The following is a 17368-nucleotide window of genomic DNA, read 5'->3' on the forward strand; positions in this document are numbered from 1 at the left end:
GGTCTCACCCGGCCGGGACGCGGCCCCGTGCCGCACAGCCGAGCAGCCCGGAGGTCAGCTCCTCCCGGTCGAGGCCCTTGCCGATGAACACGGCCCGGCTGACGCGGGGCTCCCCGCGCCACGCCGAGGCCGGTTGCAGCTCGAACATCCGGTGGACGCCCTGGAGGACGAACCGGCGCGGATGGTCGTCGAGCGCGACGATGCCCTTGAGCCGGTACAGATCCCCGCCGCGCGCCCCGACCAGCCCGGACAGCCAGCTCTCGAAGGCCGCACGGTCCAGCGCGCCGTCGAACTCGACGCTGACGGAGGCCACTTCGGGATCGTGGTGGTGCTCCCGCTCGTCCTGCCAGCCCGGGTCGACGGCCATGGTGTGCGCCAGATCGAAGGCCCCCACACCGAGGATCGCGGTGAGGTCGACGTCGGCGTGGCTGGAGGTGAGGACCTCGGCCGTGGCGTTGATGCCCCGCAGCCGCTCCGTCAGCGCGGCGATGTCCGCCGCGTCGACGAGATCGGTCTTGTTGAGCACGATCCGGTCGGCGAAGGCGATCTGGTCGACGACCTGGTGCCCCACCCCGTCCGCCGTGTGCCGGTCGAGATGCGTACCGACGTGCTTGGCGTCGACGAGGGTGACGACGGCGTCCAGCGCGTAGTGCGCGCTCACCTCCTCATCCACGAAGAAGGTCTGGGCGACCGGGTTGGGGTCGGCCATGCCGCTGGTCTCGATGAGGACCCGGTCCACGCGGTCGCGTGCGCGCAGCGTGCGCAGGATGTCGATCAGGTCGGTGCGCGCGGTGCAGCACAGACAGCAGCCGTTGGACATCTCGAAGATCTCCTCGTCGGTGTTGACGACGAGCCCGTTGTCGATGGGCACATCGCCGAACTCGTTCTCCACGACGGCGATGCGCTGTCCGTGGTGCGCGGTGAGGATGTGGTTGACCAGCGTCGTCTTGCCCGCGCCGAGAAAGCCGGTCAGAACGGTCACGGGGGTCTTCTCGCTGCTGCTCATCGGCGTCCTTCCGAGGGCGTCGGACTCATCGGGTGGGGCGGGGCGCGGGGGAGGGGCCGGCCGGCCCGGCCGGAACGCCGGCGCGTGCGAGCAGCTCCCCGGCACGCTGCCGCACCTCGGCCGCCGCGGCCCGCTCGTCCACGCGGACGCAGTGCCCGTCCCGGTGGACGATCCGTCCGTCGACGACGGTGAGCACCACGTCGGAGCCGCGCGCCGCGTAGACCAGCGTGCTCTCCACGTCGTGCACCGGCTGGAGATGCGAGCGTTCCAGATCGACCGCGATCACGTCGGCCAGCCGCCCCGGCTCCAGACGGCCCGCGTCGACGCCCGCGTAACGTGCCCCCTCCCGGGTGGCCATCTCCAGCGCGTCCCGGGCGCGGAGCACGGTCGGATCGAGGGTGTGCAGACGCTGGTTGAGCACCGTCTGCTTCATGCATTCGAACAGGTCCTGGCGGTGCCCGCAGGCCGGGCCGTCGCTGCCGAGCGCCACGGTCGCGCCGGCCGCCCGCAGGGCACCCAACGGGGCCGTGCCCGAGGCCAGATAGGCGTTGGAGACCGGGTTGTGCGCGACGCCCGCGGCGGCGGCGCCCACCTGCGCGATCTCCCGCTCGTCGAGCCACACCGCGTGCGCCAGCGTCGCCCGCGCGTCCAGCAGGCCCTGCGCCGCGAGCCAGGCGACGGGCCGGACCCCGTACTCCTCGGCGTACCCGGCCGGATCGCCGCTGCCCTCGCAGCAGTGGGTGTGCCAGCGGGTGCCCAGCTCCTCGGCCAGCTCCACGGCCGCCCGGACCAGGTCCTGGCCGACATAGGTGAGGTTGAGCGGCGCCGGCCAGACCTCCACCTTCGAGCCGGGCGGATGCCGGCGCACGGCCTCCCGGGTCAACTCCAGCTCCTCGGCGGACGAGTGGCGGAAGAGGGCGTCCGGCTGGCCGCGCCGGGCGGCGAGCGGGGTCCGCTCGCCGACGATGCCGCGCGCCACCGCCCCGCGCAGCCCCGCCTGTTCGACCACGGCCGCCACCCGCAGCACCGTGGCGAGGTCCGTCGGCGCGTAGTGGTTGTCGACGACGGTGGTGATGCCGGCGCGCAGTGCCTCGGCGGCGGCGAGCCGGGCACCGGCCTCCGCGTCCTCGCCGGTGACGGCGATCGAGACCGGCCACATGAACGTGCACAGCCACGGGACGATCGACAGCCCCTCGCCGAGCCCGCGGAACAGGGCCTGGTAGAGGTGCGTATGGCCGTCGACCAGGCCCGGCAGCACCGCCTGCCCGCGGCAGTCGACGACCTGGCGGGCCCGCAGCCCGGCCAGGCGGTCGGCCGGGCCCACGGCGGTGATCCGGTTGCCGGTGACGGCGACCGCGCCGGGCCGGTGGATCGTGTGCCGTGCGTCGACGGTGACGACCGTGCCGCCCGTGAGCAGCAGATCGCAGTCCGGGTCTTCCGTAGCAGTCATGCGGCTCCTTCGCTGGCGCCGGGGCGCGGGCTCGGCCGTGCATCTGCCTGAAACATGTAATGCGCCGGTGCGCGACGGTGTCAAGGGAGCGGGAGCGTCGACAAACCGGCTTCGTGTGTACCGAGTTGACGGCCTGCCAGGGCACACGGGCAGCGGAAAACGCACGTCAGCAGGGGAGTTCGGGCCGGTTGCCGGGCATGCGGCCACACATGGGGCCGGTGCGCGACGCCTTGACAGACCCCGGGGCGACCCTATGTTGCATGCAATGTTTCGGGCGCGACAAGGGGCATCCGCCGCCGTGCGGTGGAGGAGGGAGAACCCGTATGTTCCGCTTCCGACCGGGCCGCACCGCACGGCCCCGTCCCCTCCCGGCAGAGGGCCGCGACCCCGTCGAGGAGGTGCCGCCCGTCTGGCGACTGGCCGTCTACGGGTTCCAGCACGTGCTCGCCTTCTACGCGGGGGCCGTCGTCATGCCGCTGCTGGTGGCGGAGGGCATCGGGCTGCGGGGCGCCGACGTCGCCGCCCTGATCAACGCCTCGCTGCTGGCCTGCGGCATCTCCACGATCCTCCAGTCCGTCGGGCTGCCCGGGGTCGGCATCCGGCTGCCGGTGGTGCAGGGCATGTCGACCACGGCCGTGCCCTCGCTCGTCTCCGTCGGAGTGGCCGCGGGCGGCGCGCGGGCCGGGCTGCCGACCGTCTTCGGCGCCGTGATCGCGGCGGGGCTCGCGATGTTCCTGATCGCGCCCGTCTTCAGCCGGCTGGTGCGGTTCTTCCCGCCCGTGGTCACCGGATCGATCCTGGTGGTGATCGGTGTGACGCTGCTGGCGGTGGCCGCACGGCAGGTCGGCGGGGGAGACGCACAGGCGCACGACTTCGGCAGCCCGGCCCATCTGGGCTTCGCCGCCGTCCCGTTGGCGGTCATCGTGCTGCTGAACAAGGTCTCGCGCGGGTTCCTCGCCACCGTCGCGGTCGGCATCGGGCTGGCCGTCGGCACCCTGCTCGCCGCGCTGGCCGGGCGCGCCGACTTCTCCGGGATCGGGGACGCCTCCTGGATCGGCGCGAGCGCGCCCCTGCACTACGGAGCGCCCCGCTGGGACACGATGGCGGTGCTCTCCCTGCTGCTCGTCATGGTCATCATCGCGGCCGAGAGCATCGGGCAGTTCTTCGCGGTCGGCCGGATCGTCGGCCGGGACCCGGACGGCCGCCAGATCGTCCGGGCGCTGCGCGCCGACGGGCTGGCCACGGGCGTCGCCGGGGTGCTCAACTCCTTTCCGACGACGGTCTATTCGCAGAACATCGGCCTCATGCGGCTCACCCGGGTACGCAGCCGCTGGGTCGTGGCGGCCTCGGGTGTGCTGATGCTGGTGCTCGGGCTGATGCCGAAGATCGGTGCGGTGATCGCCGCCATGCCCGCCTCGGTGCTCGGCGGCGCGACCCTCGTGCTGTTCGGGACGATCGCGGTGGTGGGCGTGCAGATCCTGCGCCGCGCCGACCTGGCGGACCAGCGCAACACCATCCTCGTCGCCGCCAGCCTGGGCATCGGCTTCCTGCCCACCGCCTATCCGCAGTTCGCACAGCGGATGCCGGGGGAGCAGCTGCATGCGCTCTTCGAGAGCGGCATCATCCTGGGCACCCTCTCCGCCGTCCTGTTCAACCTGTTCTTCCACCATGTGCCGGTGCCGTGGCGGCGCGGGAAGCCGGACCCCGAGAGCGCCGCACAGGACGAGGCGGACCCGGCAAGTACACCAACCGGCCCCGTACGTACGGGCATTGACGCCCCCGAGGATTACATGCAACATGAAACCCCAGTGCGAGAGAAGACGTGACCCGAGGATGGCGACCATGCCGACGGAGCGAGCCGTCAACCCCGTCACCGGGGGGAGCCTGCTGGCGGACCGTGCGTACGAGGAGATGAAGGGGGCCGTCCTGGCGAACCGCCTGCGGCCCGGGGACTCCCTGTCCGTGCCGGCCCTGGCGGTGCAGATGGGGATCAGCCGCAGCCCGGTGCGGGAAGCCGTGCAGCGCCTCATCCACGACGGCCTCGCCACCCATGTCCCGCACCGCGGTGCCGTCGTGGCCACGGTGGACCTGGAGGACGTGCGCCAGCTCTACACCGTGCGCGAGGCCCTGGAGGGGCTGGCGGCCCGGCTGGCGACCGAACGGCTCGACGCCACGAAGGTCGCCGAACTGCGGGCCCTGCTGGAGGAGCACGAACGCCTGGTGGCCTCCGGATACGACGAGAAGCGGCACATCGAGATGGACATGGCCTACCACCGGCTGATCCGCGAGGTCGCGGGCAACACCCATCTGAGCGCCGCCCTGGAGAACATCCACGGCAAGGCGCATCTGGCGCTGCACTCCCTGTGGCGCAGCCCCGAGGCGGCACGGCTCGCGGTCGAGGAACACCGGCGCGTCTTCGCCGCGATGACCGCGGGTGACGCCGAGGCCGCCGAACGGGCCGCGGGAGAGCACATCCGCCGGCTGCGCATCCGGCTCTCCCAGGCGGTCGCCGCCGGCCCGGAACCCCGGCCCGACCGCTCCACCGTGCGGCCCCTGCCCGAGGAGGCCGCGCCGGAGAGCTAGACACGGCACGGCACGACACGGCACAGAAAGATGTAATCCGGCGGTCGGCCTCGCGTCGCCGTCCGGGGTGCCTCCCGCCGTCTCCCGCTCAGCGCACCACCCGTATCACCGCCAGTGAGAAGGGAAGTGACCGCCAGTGAGCACCACCACCGGGGTCCGCGCGCCCGCCGGGGCCGTGGGCGGGAACGCGCTCCGGCCGGACGGCGCCCTGAAGGTCACAGGGGCCTTCGCCTACGCCTCCGACATGCGGTGGGACGGCATGGTGTGGGGCGCCACCCTGCGCAGCCCGCACCCCGCTGCGCGGATCGTGCGCCTGGACACCGCACGCGCCCTGGCGCTGCCCGGTGTGCTCGCCGTCCTCACCCACCGGGACGTGCCCGGCCGGCCCCGGTACGGGATGAAGGTCGCCGACCAGCCCGTGCTCGCGGCCGACCGGGTCCGCCACCAGGGCGAGCCGGTGGCCCTGGTGGCGGCCGACCACCCGGAGACCGCACGCCGTGCCCTGCGGCTCATCGACGTCGAGTACACCCCGCTGCCCGCGCTCACCGACCCCGAGGAGGCCCTGCGCGGCGCGGGCCCGCTCGTCCACGAGGAGCGCGTCGACGGGCGGCGCGGCAACATCGTGCGGCACGTCCGCATCCGGCACGGGGACACGGCCGGGGCCCGGCGGCGCGCCGAGGTCGTGGTGAGCGGCGTCTACGAGGTGGGCATGCAGGACCAGGCGTTCCTGGGCCCGGAGTCGGGCCTGGCCGTGCCCGGCGAGGACGGCGGCGTCGACATGTTCGTCTCCACGCAGTGGCTCCACGACGACCAGCGGCAGATGTGCGCCGCGCTCGGACTGCCGCCGGAGAAGGTCCGGTTGACCCTCTCCGGCGTCGGCGGCGCCTTCGGCGGGCGCGAGGACGTCTCGGTGCAGATCCACGCGGCGATGCTGGCGCTGCACACCGGGCGGCCGGTCAAGATGAGCTACAACCGGCAGGAGTCCTTCTTCGGCCACGTCCACCGCCACCCGGCGAAGATGTGGTTCGAGCACGGCGCCACCCGCGCGGGCCGACTGCTCTTCGTACGCGCGAAGTTGCTGTTCGACGGCGGCGCCTACACCTCCACCTCGCAGGTCGTCATCGCCAACGGCTCCTACTTCGCGGCGGGTGCCTACGAGGTGCCGCACGCCGAGATCGACGGCTACGCCGTCTTCACCAACAACCCGCCGTGCGGCGCGATGCGCGGCTTCGGCGCCGTTCAGTCGTGCTACGGCGTCGAGTCCAATCTCGACAAGCTCGCACACGCGCTGGGCACCGACCCTGTGGAACTCAGGCTGCGCAACGCCATGACGACGGGCACCGTGCTGCCCACCGGCCAGCCGGTGGACGGCCCGGCGCCCGCCGCGCGGCTGCTGCGCCGGCTGCGCGACCGGCCGCTGCCGCCCCGGCCGGACCCGGCGGCCGACCCGTTCGGCCTGCCGGGCGGGCAGGGCCGCACCACACGCGGCGAGTCCGTGCACCGCGGCGTCGGCTACGCCCTCGGCGTCAAGGCCATCGGCTTCTCCGGCGGCGTCGACGACAGCTCCACCGCACGGGTACGGCTGTCCCTGGCCGGCGGCGAACCCGTCGCCGAGATCCACACGGCCGCGGCCGAGTGCGGCCAGGGCATCGTCACCGTGCAGGCCCAGATCGCCCGTACCGAACTGGGCGTGGAACGCGTCGTGGTGCTGCCCGCCGACACCACGGCGGGGGACGCCGGATCCTCCTCCGCCTCGCGCATCACCTGGATGAGCGGCGGCGCCGTGCAGGGCGCCTGCAAGGTCCTGCGGGAGAAGCTCACACACCTGGGGGACGGGCCCGTCGCGGCCGTGCTCGCCGAACACGGCCCGCTGGAGGCCGAGTTCACGTACCGGCACCGGCGCACCCACCCCATCGACGACGAGCGGGGCCAGGGCGATGCACACATCGCCTTCGCCTTCGCGGCGCACCGTGCCGTCGTCGAGGTCGACACCGAACTCGGCCTGGTGAAGGTCGTCGAGCCGGCCACCGCGCAGGACGTCGGCAAGGCCGTCAACCCGCGTGCCGTGGAAGGGCAGATCGAGGGCGGCAGCGCGCAGGGCCTCGGGCTCGCGCTCATGGAGGAACTGCACGTGTCCGGCGGCCAGGTACGCAACCCCTCCTTCACCGACTACCTCATCCCGACCATCGCCGACATGCCGGCGGTCCCCATCGACCTTCTCGAACTGCCCCACCCCGACTCCCCGTACGGGCTCAACGGGGTGGGCGAGCCACCGACCCTGTCCTCCACACCGGCCATCGCCAACGCCCTGCGCGCCGCGACGGGCCTGGAGCTGGCCAGGGTGCCGGTGCGCCCCGAGGACATCGCGGAAGGGAGGTGAGGCGGGCCCGCAGGGTTCACCGGACGGTTCGGCACGGCCCCGCCACGCGGGGGGCGACCGCGCGCACCGCGGACCAGACCCAGGGAAGGACAGCACATGATCATCGACACCCATCTGCACCCGACGAACGTCGTCGACCAGGCATGGCGCCACGACGGGGAGCCGTTCACCGGCGAGCGGATGCTGGAGATGATGGACAAGCCGTACCTCATCAACGGCAAACCCCGCCGCATCGACTACGGCTGCATCATGCCGCCGCCCGGCAACAGCGTCTGGCAGGAGGGGATGCGCACCGGCCGCGAGGGCATCCGCGACTACATGGCGTACATCACCGAGCTGGTGACGACCTACCCCGACCGGTTCATCGGCAACTTCATGTACAACCCGCGCTTCGGACCGGAGAACGGCGCCAAGGAGCTGGCCTTCCATGTGAAGGAGTACGGCTACAAGATGCTCAAGCTCCACGCCAACATGCACGCCTACCGGCCGGACCGGGCGCTGGACTGGCTGCGGCCCGTGCTGCGCGTCTGCGACGAACTCGGCGTCGTCGTGCTCATCCACACCGGCGACGGCCCGTACTCCATCCCCACGCAGTTCTACCCGATCATCCGGGAGTTCCGGAACGTCAACTTCATCCTGGCCCACTTCGGGGTGCAGACCGGCGGCGTCTACTGCTTCGAGGCGCTGTACATGATCCTCGACAGCCCGAACGTCTACGGCGAGTCCGGGTGGCTGCTCCAGTCGCGCATCGTGGAGTTCGCCCAGCAGATGGAGCGCCACCAGATGGTCTTCGGCACCGACTCGCCGCCCAACGAACCCGGCATGTGGGCACGCGAGCTGGAGGTCCTGTGCGGGCCGCCGCCCCAGGGCATGCACCTGTCCGAGGACGACCTGGAGGGCTACCTCGGCAACAACATGGCCAGGCTGCTCGGTATGGAGCCGACACCGCCGCCGCGCGACCAGGCCGAGGCGCAGCTCCGGCTGAAGGACACCTACGCGACGGCCGGACCGGCGTCCACCGCCCGGACCTGACCCCGCCCTCCGGCGCGCCCGGAGAACGGGGGCGCGCCGGAGCCCGCTTGCCGGAGCCCGGAGTCATGTGCCGGAGTCCGGAGTCCGGAGCCCGTCTGCCGGGGTGTGGGAGCCCGGAGCCCGCTTGCCGGAGCCCGGAGTTCACTCGCTGGCCCGGAGCCCGGAGCCCGGAGCCCGGAGCCCGGAGCCCGGAGCCCGGAGACCAGAGCCCCGAACCCGCTTGCCGGCGCCCGGAGTTCACGTGCCCGGGCCCGCGGAGCCCGTCCGCCGGGATCGCGGGGAGCCGGGAGCCCGCACACGGGGCCCGCAGCGGGCCTGCCAGGTGCCCGGCCCGGCGCCCGGTCCCGGCGCTCCCGCCCCCGGCGTCCGCGCGCTCCCGCCCTCGGCGTCCGCGCGCACCGTCGCGGCCGAACCCCAGGAGCCGATGCCCATGCGCCCCAGCCGTAGCGACCCCCAGGATCTGCACACCTTCCTCGACGAGAGCACCGGCCCGGGCGGCGCGGAGGTGCTGACCGTCCGGGAGCGGATCGCGGGGGAGGACGTGGCCGCGCTCGTCCTCGAACTGGCCGCGCGTGGACGCACCGACATGCTCGTCTGCCCCGACGTCGAGGGCCTGGACGGCACCGTGCTCGTCACCAACGTCTTCGCCTCCCGCAGCCGTGTCGCCCGGCTGCTGGGCACCGGCCCCGCCGGGCTGCACACCGCCTACCAGGCCGCCGCCGCACGGCGTACCGAGCCCCGGGTCCTGCCGCACGGACCCGTGCTGGACCACCGCACCGAGGGCGCGGACATCGACCTGGCCGCGCTCCCGCTCATCCGGCACTTCGCCTCCGACCGGGGCCCGTACCTCACCAGCGGCATCATCGCGGCCGAGGCGCCCGCCGGGGTGCCCGGGCGTGCCGGGAACCTCAGCTACCACCGGGCCATGGTCGACGGCCGCGACACGCTCGCGACGAGTCTGCACTCGCGCGGGCACCTGTGGCAGCTGCTGCGGCTCGCCGCCGAGCGGGGCGAGCGGCTGCCCGTCGCCATGGTGATCGGCGGCCATCCGCTGTTCATGCTCGCGGCCTCCGCCCGCGTCGGCCCGTCCACCGACGAACGCGACATCGCCGGCGGCCTGTTCGGCGCGCCGCTCGACGTGGTGCGCACCCCGCGGTACGGCATCCGCGTCCCCGCGAGCGCCGAGTGCGTCCTGGAAGGCTTCATCGATCCCGAACTCCACGCCGAAGAGGGTCCGTTCGGCGAGTTCTCCGGCTACTCCTCCGACCGCTCCACGCACAACGTCCTCACCGTCGAGACCGTGCTGCGCCGGAACGACGCCGTGCTGCTCGACGTCGTGGGCGGGAACAGCGCCGAACATCTCAATCTGGCCCGGATCCCCCGCGAGTCGGAGATGGCCGAGAAGCTCACCGCACGCTTCCCCGAGGTCACCGCCCTGCACTATCCGACCTCCGGCACCCACTTCCACGCCTATGTCGCCCTGCGGCCGGGACGGCCCGGCCAGGCCCGGCAGATCATGCTCGGCCTGCTCGGCTGGGACCCGTATCTGAAGACGGTGGTGGCCGTCGACGACGACGTGGACGTCACCCGGGACGAACAGGTGCTCTGGGCGATGGCCGCCCACACACAGCCGCACCGCGACGTGTTCGTCGTCGACGGCCTGCCCGGCAGCCCGCTCGACCCCTCCTCGACGGTCGACGGCACCACCTCCCGCATGGCCGTCGACGCCACCCGCGGCCCCGGCTTCGACGGCACCCGCATCACCGTCTCCCCGAGCAGCACCCGCACGGCCCGGCGCCTCCTCGACTCTCCCGCGGGACCGGCGCGCCCGCCCGGCTGAGCCGCCCGCGCCGCCTCCCGGGCACGGCGCACCCCGGCCCGCCGGCTCAGCGGACCAGCGGCGACGCCCGCGCGACGAACGCCTCGACGGCGCTCCGGGCGCGGGCGTCCCGTTCGTTGCGCTCGCCCCGGTCCCGGGCGTGCGAGACGTCACGCGCGCACGCGTAGGCGTGCTCCGCCGCGGCGATCACCTCCCGGTCGGCGGTGAGCAGCTCGACCCGGTAGAGCGCCTGCCGGGCCACCGTGCGCAGCCGGTGCGCCTCGTCCCTGGCCTCGGCGTACGCCTCGGCCGCCGGGTCCTCCTGCAAGCGGAACCAGCGCTCCGCCTGGCCGCGCCGGTAGTCCTCCACGGCTCCGGCGAACGCGCTGAAGGTGGTGAGGCGTTCCTGGCGCAGCGACTCGGCCCGGGCGAACGCCTCGCCGCGCCGGGACTCGACACGCTGGAAAGCGTGTGTGATCACCGCGCCCAGCAGCGTGCCCGCGACCGCGACCACACTCGTCCAGATGGCTTCCACGCACCCAGCCGACCACACAACCGGCCCACCGCGCCCCCGAGTTCGGGCGTCGCACCGCGCGGCGGCGGACCCGGTCCGGAGGTGCCCGCCGACTCCGGTACGCACAGTGGCCACCGCCCTGCGGACCGTGGCGGTGCGTCGTCCGCCGCGGCACGGGTACCCGGACGGCGCCGACGCACGGAGCAGCAGGACGACCGTGCGCGACGGTGCGAGAGCGGGAGGTGGCCGTATGCAGGAGCGGGACCGTCGGCAGCCCGGGCAGGGCCGCGAGCAGGCAGCCGGCGCCAACGGCAGCGTGGCGCATCAGCTGATCGCCGCGCACCTGGTCGAGGGCACCCTGGAACCGGGCGGCGACATCGGGCTGCGGGTGGACCAGACGCTCACCCAGGACGCCACCGGCACCCTGGTGATGCAGGAGCTGGAGGCCATCGGGCTGGACCGGGTGCGCACGGAGGTCAGCGTCCAGTACGTGGACCACAACATCCTCCAGACCGACGAGCGGAACGCCGAGGACCACGCCTTCCTGCGCTCGGCGGCCCGGCGCTTCGGGCTGTGGTACTCCAAGCCCGGCAACGGCGTCTCGCACCCGGTGCACATGCAGCGCTTCGGCATCCCCGGCAAGACGCTGGCCGGCTCCGACTCGCACACCTGCGCCGCCGGCTCGCTGGGCATGTTCGCCGTCGGAACCGGCGGCCTGGAGGTCGCCCTGGCCATGGCGGGCCGGCCGCTGCGGCTGACCATGCCGCAGATCTGGGGCGTCCGGCTGACCGGCCGGCTGCCCGACTGGGTCAGCGCCAAGGACGTCGTCCTGGAGATGCTGCGCCGCCACGGCGTCAAGGGCGCGGTCAACCGGGTGCTGGAGTACCACGGCCCGGGGCTCGCCTCGCTCAGCGCCATGGACCGGCACGTCATCGCCAACATGGGGGCCGAACTCGGCGCCACCACCAGCGTCTTCTCCGCCGACGACACGGTACGGGCCTTTCTGCGCAGCGAGGGCCGCGAGGACGCCCACCGGGAGATCACCCCCGCCGCCGACGTCCGCTACGACCTCACCGAGGAGATCGACCTCTCCTCGCTCGAACCCCTGATCGCGCGGCCCACGTCCCCCGGCAACGTCGTCCCCGTGCGGGAGGTCGCCGGTGAGCCCTGCGACCAGGCCGTCATCGGTTCCTCGGCCAACCCCGGTCTGCGCGACTACGCGGTGGCCGCCGCCATGGCCAAGGGCCGCCAGACCCCGCCCGGCGTCAGCTTCGACATCAACCCCACCTCCCGCGAGACGCTCACCGACCTCACCCGCGCCGGCGACATGACCGCCCTCATCCAGGCCGGCGCCCGCGTCCACCAGGCGGGCTGCCTCGGCTGCATCGGCATGGGCCAGGCCCCCGCCGCCGGACGCAACTCCCTGCGCACCTTCCCGCGCAACTTCCCCGGCCGCTCCGGTACCGAGGACGACGCGGTGTGGTTGTGCTCGCCCGAGACCGCCGCCGCCTCCGCGCTCACCGGAGCCGTCACCGACCCGCGCGCCTGGGCCCGGCAGGCGGGGCTCTCCCCGCCCGACGTCCCCACGCTGCGCCGGGAGCCGGTCAACCGCACCATGCTCCAGGAACCGCTGCCCGCCGAGGAGGCCCTGCGCGTGGAGCTGGACCGCGGCCCCGGCATCTCCGCCCTGCCCGAACTCGGGCCGCTCCCGGACGAGTTGGAGGTCCCGGTGCTGCTGAGGACCGGCGACGACGTCTCCACCGACGAGATCTCACCGGCCGGTGCCCGCGCCCTGCCCTACCGCTCCAACATTCCCAAGCTCGCCGGATTCACCTTCACCCGGATCGACCCGACCTACCCGGAGCGGGCGGCCGGGCACCGCGACTCCCACCCCGCCGACGAGGCCCGGGGCGGCCACGCCGTCGTCGGCGGCGACAACTACGGGCAGGGCTCCTCACGGGAGCACGCGGCGCTCACCGCACGCTATCTCGGCCTGCGGCTGGTGATCGCCAAGTCGTATGCCCGGATCCACTGGCAGAACCTCGCCAACTTCGGTGTGCTGGCCCTGGAGTTCGAGGATCCGGCCGACCACGACCGCATCGAGCAGGGCGACGTCCTGCACCTGTCCGGCCTGCACGCCGCGCTCGCCCCCGGCGCCGAACCCCGGCTGGTCGCCCGGAACACCACCCGCGGCGAGGAATACCGGCTCCGCCACCGGCTGCCCGCCGGGCGCCGCGCCTCCGTCCTGGCCGGCGGCATCATCCCCGCGCTCGCCGCCGAGGAGGCCGGCGACGGCAGCACCGGCGCACAGCCCGGCGCCGACCAGGCAGCGGACCCGGACGCCTGACCGCCCCGCCCCCCCCCGCGTCCGTGGTTGAGCCGCGCACCCGCTGGGCACCCGCGTCGGGACGTGGGCGCAGCCCCGCGACGGCGGCAGGCGCGCCGCCGGGCCCGCCCGCGCACCCGGACCCGGCGAGGGGAAACAGCGATGGCCGAGGAAGCCCCGGAAGGGAAGAGCGGCGCCCAGGCCGACGAGGCCGGCCGGGCGCAGAGAGCCGGCGGAGCCGACCGAGCCGCTGGAACCGACGGAGCCGCGCCGGCCGACGGCGCCCGGGAGGCCGAGGAGACCGTGCACGTCGACGCCGACGGCGCCCTGCTCACCGGCGACCTGGAGCTACCGCCCGGCGCACGCGGCTGTGTGCTGTTCGCCCACGGCAGCGGCAGCTCGCGGTTCAGCCCCCGCAATCGCGCCGTCGCCCGGACCCTGCGCGAGGCGGGCCTGGGCACGCTGCTGCTGGATCTGCTGACCGAGGACGAGGAGCGCGCCGACGCCCGGACCGGCCGGCACCGCTTCGACATCCCGCTGCTGGGCCGCCGCCTCGTGGCCGCCGTCGACATGCTGGTGCACGACGCGCGCACCGCCGCCGTGCCGGTCGGCCTGTTCGGCGCGAGCACCGGCGCCGCCGCCGCGCTCACGGCCGCCGCCGAGCGCCCCGAGGAGGTACGCGCGATCGTCTCCCGCGGCGGCCGCCCCGACCTGGCCGGGGACGCCCTGCCCCGGGTCAGGGCGCCGGTGCTGCTCATCGTCGGCGGCGACGACCAGCAGGTGCTCCGGCTCAACGAGGCGGCCGCCGCCCGGCTCACGGCCGGGCACCGGCTGCACGTCGTCCCCGGGGCCACCCACCTGTTCGAGGAACCCGGAGCGCTGGAAGCCGTGGCGGCCGAGGCGGCCGGCTGGTTCACCGCACCGCCGCCGCGGACCGGCCCTTGACCCCGCACCCGTGCCCCGCCCGCCCCGGCGGAGCCAGAAAGGAGCCGGACATGACAGGCATGACGGGGAATCTCCGCTACACCGACCGCACCGAGGGAGGCCGCCGGCTGGCCCGGGAACTGGAGGAGATGCAGCGCGCCGACGGCCTGCCCGATCCGCTGGTCCTGGCGCTGCCCCGCGGGGGCGTACCCGTCGCCCAGGAGGTCGCCCGCGCGCTGCGGGCCCCACTGGACGTGGTCGTCGCCCGGAAGATCGGCCTGCCCGGCCGTCCCGAGTTCGGCATCGGCGCCATCGCGGGCGAGGACCCGCCCGTCTTCGACGCGGACGCGCTCCAGATGCTCGGCCTGACCGAGGACCGGCTCAGCGCCGAGGTGGCACACGAACGCGGCGAACTCCACCGGCGCGAGAGGCTCTACCGCGGCGACCGCCCCGCACCCCGCACCGCACAGCGGACCCTGGTCGTCGTCGACGACGGTCTGGCCACGGGCGTCACGGCCCGCGCGGCGCTGCGCCATCTGCGCCGCCAGCGCCCGGAACGCCTCGTCCTGGCCGTGCCGGTCGGCGCGCCCCAGTCGGTGACGGCGCTGCGCGAGGAGGCCGACGTCGTGATCTGCCCGCAGCAGCCGGAGCCGTTCGAGGCGGTCGGCCTGTGGTACGAGGACTTTCCGCAGACGTCCGACGAAGAGGTCGTCGCGGCGCTCCACCCCACCACGGCCCGGTGACCGGGCGCCCCGCGGCCGCGGCCCGGCCCCCGTGCGGAACCGGTCAGGAACGGAGAAGCGGCCGGCCCCCGGTGCCCGTACCGTAGGGCCCGCACCGGACCACCGAGGGGGAGCGCCGGACGACCGTCGGGCGGTTCACCCGGCCTGGTGGGAAGCGCGTCCGGTCCCGTGAGCAGAAAGAGACACGATGACGGACCCGCAGCCGCCCGCCGCGCACCCGGCCGACAGCCACGACCTGATCCGCGTCCGCGGAGCACGCGTGCACAATCTCCGCGACATCTGCGTCGACCTGCCCAAGCGCCGGCTGACGGTGTTCACCGGCGTCTCCGGTTCCGGCAAGACCTCACTGGTCTTCGGCACCATCGCCGCCGAGTCGCAGCGGCTGATCAACGAGACCTACAGCGCCTTCGTACAGGGCTTCATGCCCACGACGGCGCGGCCCGAGGTGGACGTCCTCGACGGGCTGACGACCGCGATCGTCGTCGACCAGGAGCGGATGGGCGCCGACCCCCGCTCCACCGTCGGCACCGCCACCGACGCCAACGCGATGCTGCGCATTCTCTTCAGCCGGCTCGGACAGCCGCACATCGGCTCGCCCAACGCCTTCTCCTTCAACGTCCCTTCCGTCCGCGCGAGCGGCGCCATCACCGTCGACCGCGGCGGCAAGAAGACCGAGAAGGTGAGCTTCACCCGCGCCGGCGGCATGTGCCCGCGCTGCGAGGGCCGCGGCACGGTCTCCGACATCGACCTCACCCAGCTCTACGACGAGACCCGTTCGCTCGCCGACGGCGCCTTCACCATCCCCGGCTGGAAGTCGGACAGCTTCTGGACCGTGCGGCTGTACGCCGAATCCGGCTTCCTCGACCCGCACAAGCCGATCCGCGACTACACCGAGCAGGAGATGCGCGACTTCCTGCACCACGAGCCGGTCAAGGTGAAGGTCGACGGCGTCAACCTCACCTACGAGGGCCTCCTCCCGAAGATCCACAAGTCGTTCCTGGCCAAGGACCGGGAGGCGATGCAGCCGCACATCCGGGCGTTCGTGGACCGCGCGGTCACCTTCACCGCCTGCCCCGAGTGCGACGGCACCCGGCTCAGCGAGGCGGCCCGCTCCTCGAAGATCGACGGGGTCGGTATCGCCGACGCCTGCGCCTTGCAGATCAGCGACCTGGCCGCCTGGGTGCGCGGCCTGGACGCACCGTCCGTCGCCCCGCTGCTCACCGCGCTGCGGCGCACGCTCGACTCGTTCGACGAGATCGGCCTGGGCTACCTCTCGCTCGACCGCCCCGTGGGCACCCTGTCCGGCGGCGAGGCGCAGCGCGTCAAGATGATCCGCCACCTCGGCTCCTCGCTCACCGACACCACCTACGTCTTCGACGAGCCCACCGTCGGCCTGCACCCGCACGACATCCAGCGGATGAACGCCCTGCTGCTGCGCCTGCGCGACAAGGGCAACACGGTGCTCGTCGTGGAGCACAAACCGGAGACGATCGCCCTCGCCGACCATGTCGTCGACCTCGGCCCGGGCGCCGGCACGGCGGGCGGCACCGTCTGCTTCGAAGGCACCGTCGAGGGACTGCGGTCCGCCGGCACGGTGACGGGCCGCCACTTCGACGACCGCGCCGCCCTCAAGAAGACGGTGCGCACCCCCACCGGCCGGCTGGAGATCCGCGGCGCGACGGCGCACAATCTGCGCGACGTCGACGTCGACATCCCGCTCGGGGTGCTCACCGTCGTCACCGGCGTCGCCGGCTCCGGCAAGAGTTCGCTCGTGCACGGCTCGATGCCCGCCGACGCGGGCGTGGTGTCCGTCGACCAGAGCCCCATCCGCGGCTCCCGGCGCAGCAACCCGGCGACCTGGACCGGCCTGCTCGACCCGGTCCGCAAGGCGTTCGCCAAGGCCAACGGCGTGAAGCCGGGGCTGTTCAGCGCCAACTCCGAGGGCGCCTGCCCGAACTGCAACGGCGCCGGCGTCGTGCACACCGATCTGGCGATGATGGCCGGGGTCGCCACCACCTGCGAGGAGTGCGAGGGCAGACGCTTCGAGCCGTCGGTCCTCGAACACCGCTTCGGCGGCCGCGACATCAGCGAGGTGCTCGCGATGCCCGTGGCCGAGGCCGAGGAGTTCTTCGGCACGGGCGGGACCCGCGTCCCGGCCGCGCACCGGATCCTGCGCCGGCTCGCCGACGTCGGCCTCGGCTATCTCACCCTCGGCCAGCCGCTCACCACCCTGTCCGGTGGCGAGCGGCAGCGGCTCAAACTGGCCACGCACATGGCCGAGCAGGGCGGCGTCCTCGTCCTGGACGAGCCGACGAGCGGGCTGCACCTCGCCGACGTCGAGCAGCTCCTCGCCCTCCTCGACCGGCTCGTCGACTCCGGCAAGTCGGTCATCGTCGTCGAACACCACCAGGCCGTCATGGCGCACGCCGACTGGATCATCGACCTCGGCCCCGGCGCCGGCCACGACGGCGGCCGGATCGTCCACGAGGGCACCCCAGCCGACCTCGTCGCCGCCCGCTCCACCCTCACCGGGGAGCACCTCGCGGCCTACGTCGGCGCCTGACCCGGGACGGGCGGCCCGGCGCCGGGAG

General features: G+C 73.8%; 12 protein-coding genes. 9 read left to right on the forward strand and 3 right to left on the reverse strand.

Annotated features, from left to right (window positions below; all coding sequences use genetic code 11):
- Positions 1–4 precede the first annotated feature (4 nt).
- On the reverse strand, positions 5–1006 hold the full coding sequence (locus SCA03_RS02850) for a CobW family GTP-binding protein (protein WP_141275182.1): 1002 nt from the start codon (positions 1004–1006) through the stop codon (positions 5–7).
- Positions 1007–1031: 25 nt separating this feature from the next.
- Complete coding sequence (locus SCA03_RS02855) at positions 1032–2456, reverse strand: amidohydrolase family protein (protein WP_141275183.1); 1425 nt, start codon at positions 2454–2456, stop codon at positions 1032–1034.
- A 323-nt stretch (positions 2457–2779) separates the two neighbouring features.
- Here SCA03_RS02855 and SCA03_RS02860 point away from each other — a divergent pair, with 323 nt between their 5' ends.
- The 5 genes from SCA03_RS02860 to SCA03_RS02880 all read left to right on the forward strand — a co-directional run bounded on the left by SCA03_RS02860 (position 2780) and on the right by SCA03_RS02880 (position 10291).
- Positions 2780–4282 carry a nucleobase:cation symporter-2 family protein gene (locus SCA03_RS02860; protein ID WP_086814467.1) on the forward strand — a complete coding sequence of 501 codons (1503 nt, stop codon included), beginning with the start codon at positions 2780–2782 and terminating at the stop codon, positions 4280–4282.
- Between the two features lie 16 nt (positions 4283–4298).
- Positions 4299–5039 (forward strand): GntR family transcriptional regulator, encoded by a 741-nt coding sequence (locus tag SCA03_RS02865; RefSeq protein ID WP_051846324.1) that lies wholly within the window; start codon positions 4299–4301, stop codon positions 5037–5039.
- Between the two features lie 136 nt (positions 5040–5175).
- Positions 5176–7419 carry a molybdopterin cofactor-binding domain-containing protein gene (locus SCA03_RS02870; RefSeq protein ID WP_086814465.1) on the forward strand — a complete coding sequence of 748 codons (2244 nt, stop codon included), beginning with the start codon at positions 5176–5178 and terminating at the stop codon, positions 7417–7419.
- Positions 7420–7515: 96 nt separating this feature from the next.
- Positions 7516–8451, forward strand: a complete 936-nt coding sequence (locus SCA03_RS02875; RefSeq protein WP_051855498.1) for an amidohydrolase family protein — start codon at positions 7516–7518, stop codon at positions 8449–8451.
- Positions 8452–8881: 430 nt separating this feature from the next.
- Positions 8882–10291, forward strand: a complete 1410-nt coding sequence (locus SCA03_RS02880) for a UbiD family decarboxylase (RefSeq protein WP_086814469.1) — start codon at positions 8882–8884, stop codon at positions 10289–10291.
- A gap of 46 nt (positions 10292–10337) precedes the next feature.
- Here the strand turns inward: SCA03_RS02880 and kilB are convergent, their stop codons facing one another.
- Positions 10338–10805 carry a plasmid transfer protein KilB gene (gene kilB / locus SCA03_RS02885; RefSeq protein WP_030874800.1) on the reverse strand — a complete coding sequence of 156 codons (468 nt, stop codon included), beginning with the start codon at positions 10803–10805 and terminating at the stop codon, positions 10338–10340.
- Between the two features lie 229 nt (positions 10806–11034).
- Between kilB and SCA03_RS02890 the strand changes: the two genes are divergently transcribed.
- The 4 genes from SCA03_RS02890 (at position 11035) to SCA03_RS02905 (ending at position 17340) form a co-directional block, all read left to right on the forward strand.
- Positions 11035–13131 carry an aconitate hydratase gene (locus SCA03_RS02890; protein ID WP_086814464.1) on the forward strand — a complete coding sequence of 699 codons (2097 nt, stop codon included), beginning with the start codon at positions 11035–11037 and terminating at the stop codon, positions 13129–13131.
- Positions 13132–13272: 141 nt separating this feature from the next.
- Positions 13273–14055: a dienelactone hydrolase family protein gene (locus SCA03_RS02895; RefSeq protein WP_086814463.1), complete on the forward strand. Its 783-nt coding sequence runs from the start codon at positions 13273–13275 to the stop codon at positions 14053–14055.
- Between the two features lie 50 nt (positions 14056–14105).
- Positions 14106–14777, forward strand: coding sequence for a phosphoribosyltransferase (locus SCA03_RS02900; RefSeq protein WP_230988454.1), 672 nt, complete (start codon positions 14106–14108; stop codon positions 14775–14777).
- Between the two features lie 187 nt (positions 14778–14964).
- Positions 14965–17340 (forward strand): ATP-binding cassette domain-containing protein, encoded by a 2376-nt coding sequence (locus tag SCA03_RS02905; protein ID WP_030889864.1) that lies wholly within the window; start codon positions 14965–14967, stop codon positions 17338–17340.
- The last annotated feature ends 28 nt before the right edge of the window (positions 17341–17368 follow it).

The organism is Streptomyces cacaoi (assembly GCF_006539165.1).
GTDB classification, from domain to species: Bacteria; Actinomycetota; Actinomycetes; order Streptomycetales; family Streptomycetaceae; genus Streptomyces; species Streptomyces cacaoi.

Excerpts from the sequence above, each read along its gene's own strand:
- SCA03_RS02850 (WP_141275182.1), bottom strand. The coding sequence starts at position 1,006 with ATGAGCAGCAGCGAGAAGACCCCCGTGACCGTTCTGACCGGCTTTCTC.
- SCA03_RS02855 (WP_141275183.1), bottom strand. The coding sequence starts at position 2,456 with ATGACTGCTACGGAAGACCCGGACTGCGATCTGCTGCTCACGGGCGGC.
- SCA03_RS02860 (WP_086814467.1), top strand. The coding sequence starts at position 2,780 with ATGTTCCGCTTCCGACCGGGCCGCACCGCACGGCCCCGTCCCCTCCCG.
- SCA03_RS02865 (WP_051846324.1), top strand. The coding sequence starts at position 4,299 with ATGCCGACGGAGCGAGCCGTCAACCCCGTCACCGGGGGGAGCCTGCTG.
- SCA03_RS02875 (WP_051855498.1), top strand. The coding sequence starts at position 7,516 with ATGATCATCGACACCCATCTGCACCCGACGAACGTCGTCGACCAGGCA.
- SCA03_RS02880 (WP_086814469.1), top strand. The coding sequence starts at position 8,882 with ATGCGCCCCAGCCGTAGCGACCCCCAGGATCTGCACACCTTCCTCGAC.
- SCA03_RS02890 (WP_086814464.1), top strand. The coding sequence starts at position 11,035 with ATGCAGGAGCGGGACCGTCGGCAGCCCGGGCAGGGCCGCGAGCAGGCA.
- SCA03_RS02895 (WP_086814463.1), top strand. The coding sequence starts at position 13,273 with ATGGCCGAGGAAGCCCCGGAAGGGAAGAGCGGCGCCCAGGCCGACGAG.
- SCA03_RS02900 (WP_230988454.1), top strand. The coding sequence starts at position 14,106 with ATGACAGGCATGACGGGGAATCTCCGCTACACCGACCGCACCGAGGGA.
- SCA03_RS02905 (WP_030889864.1), top strand. The coding sequence starts at position 14,965 with ATGACGGACCCGCAGCCGCCCGCCGCGCACCCGGCCGACAGCCACGAC.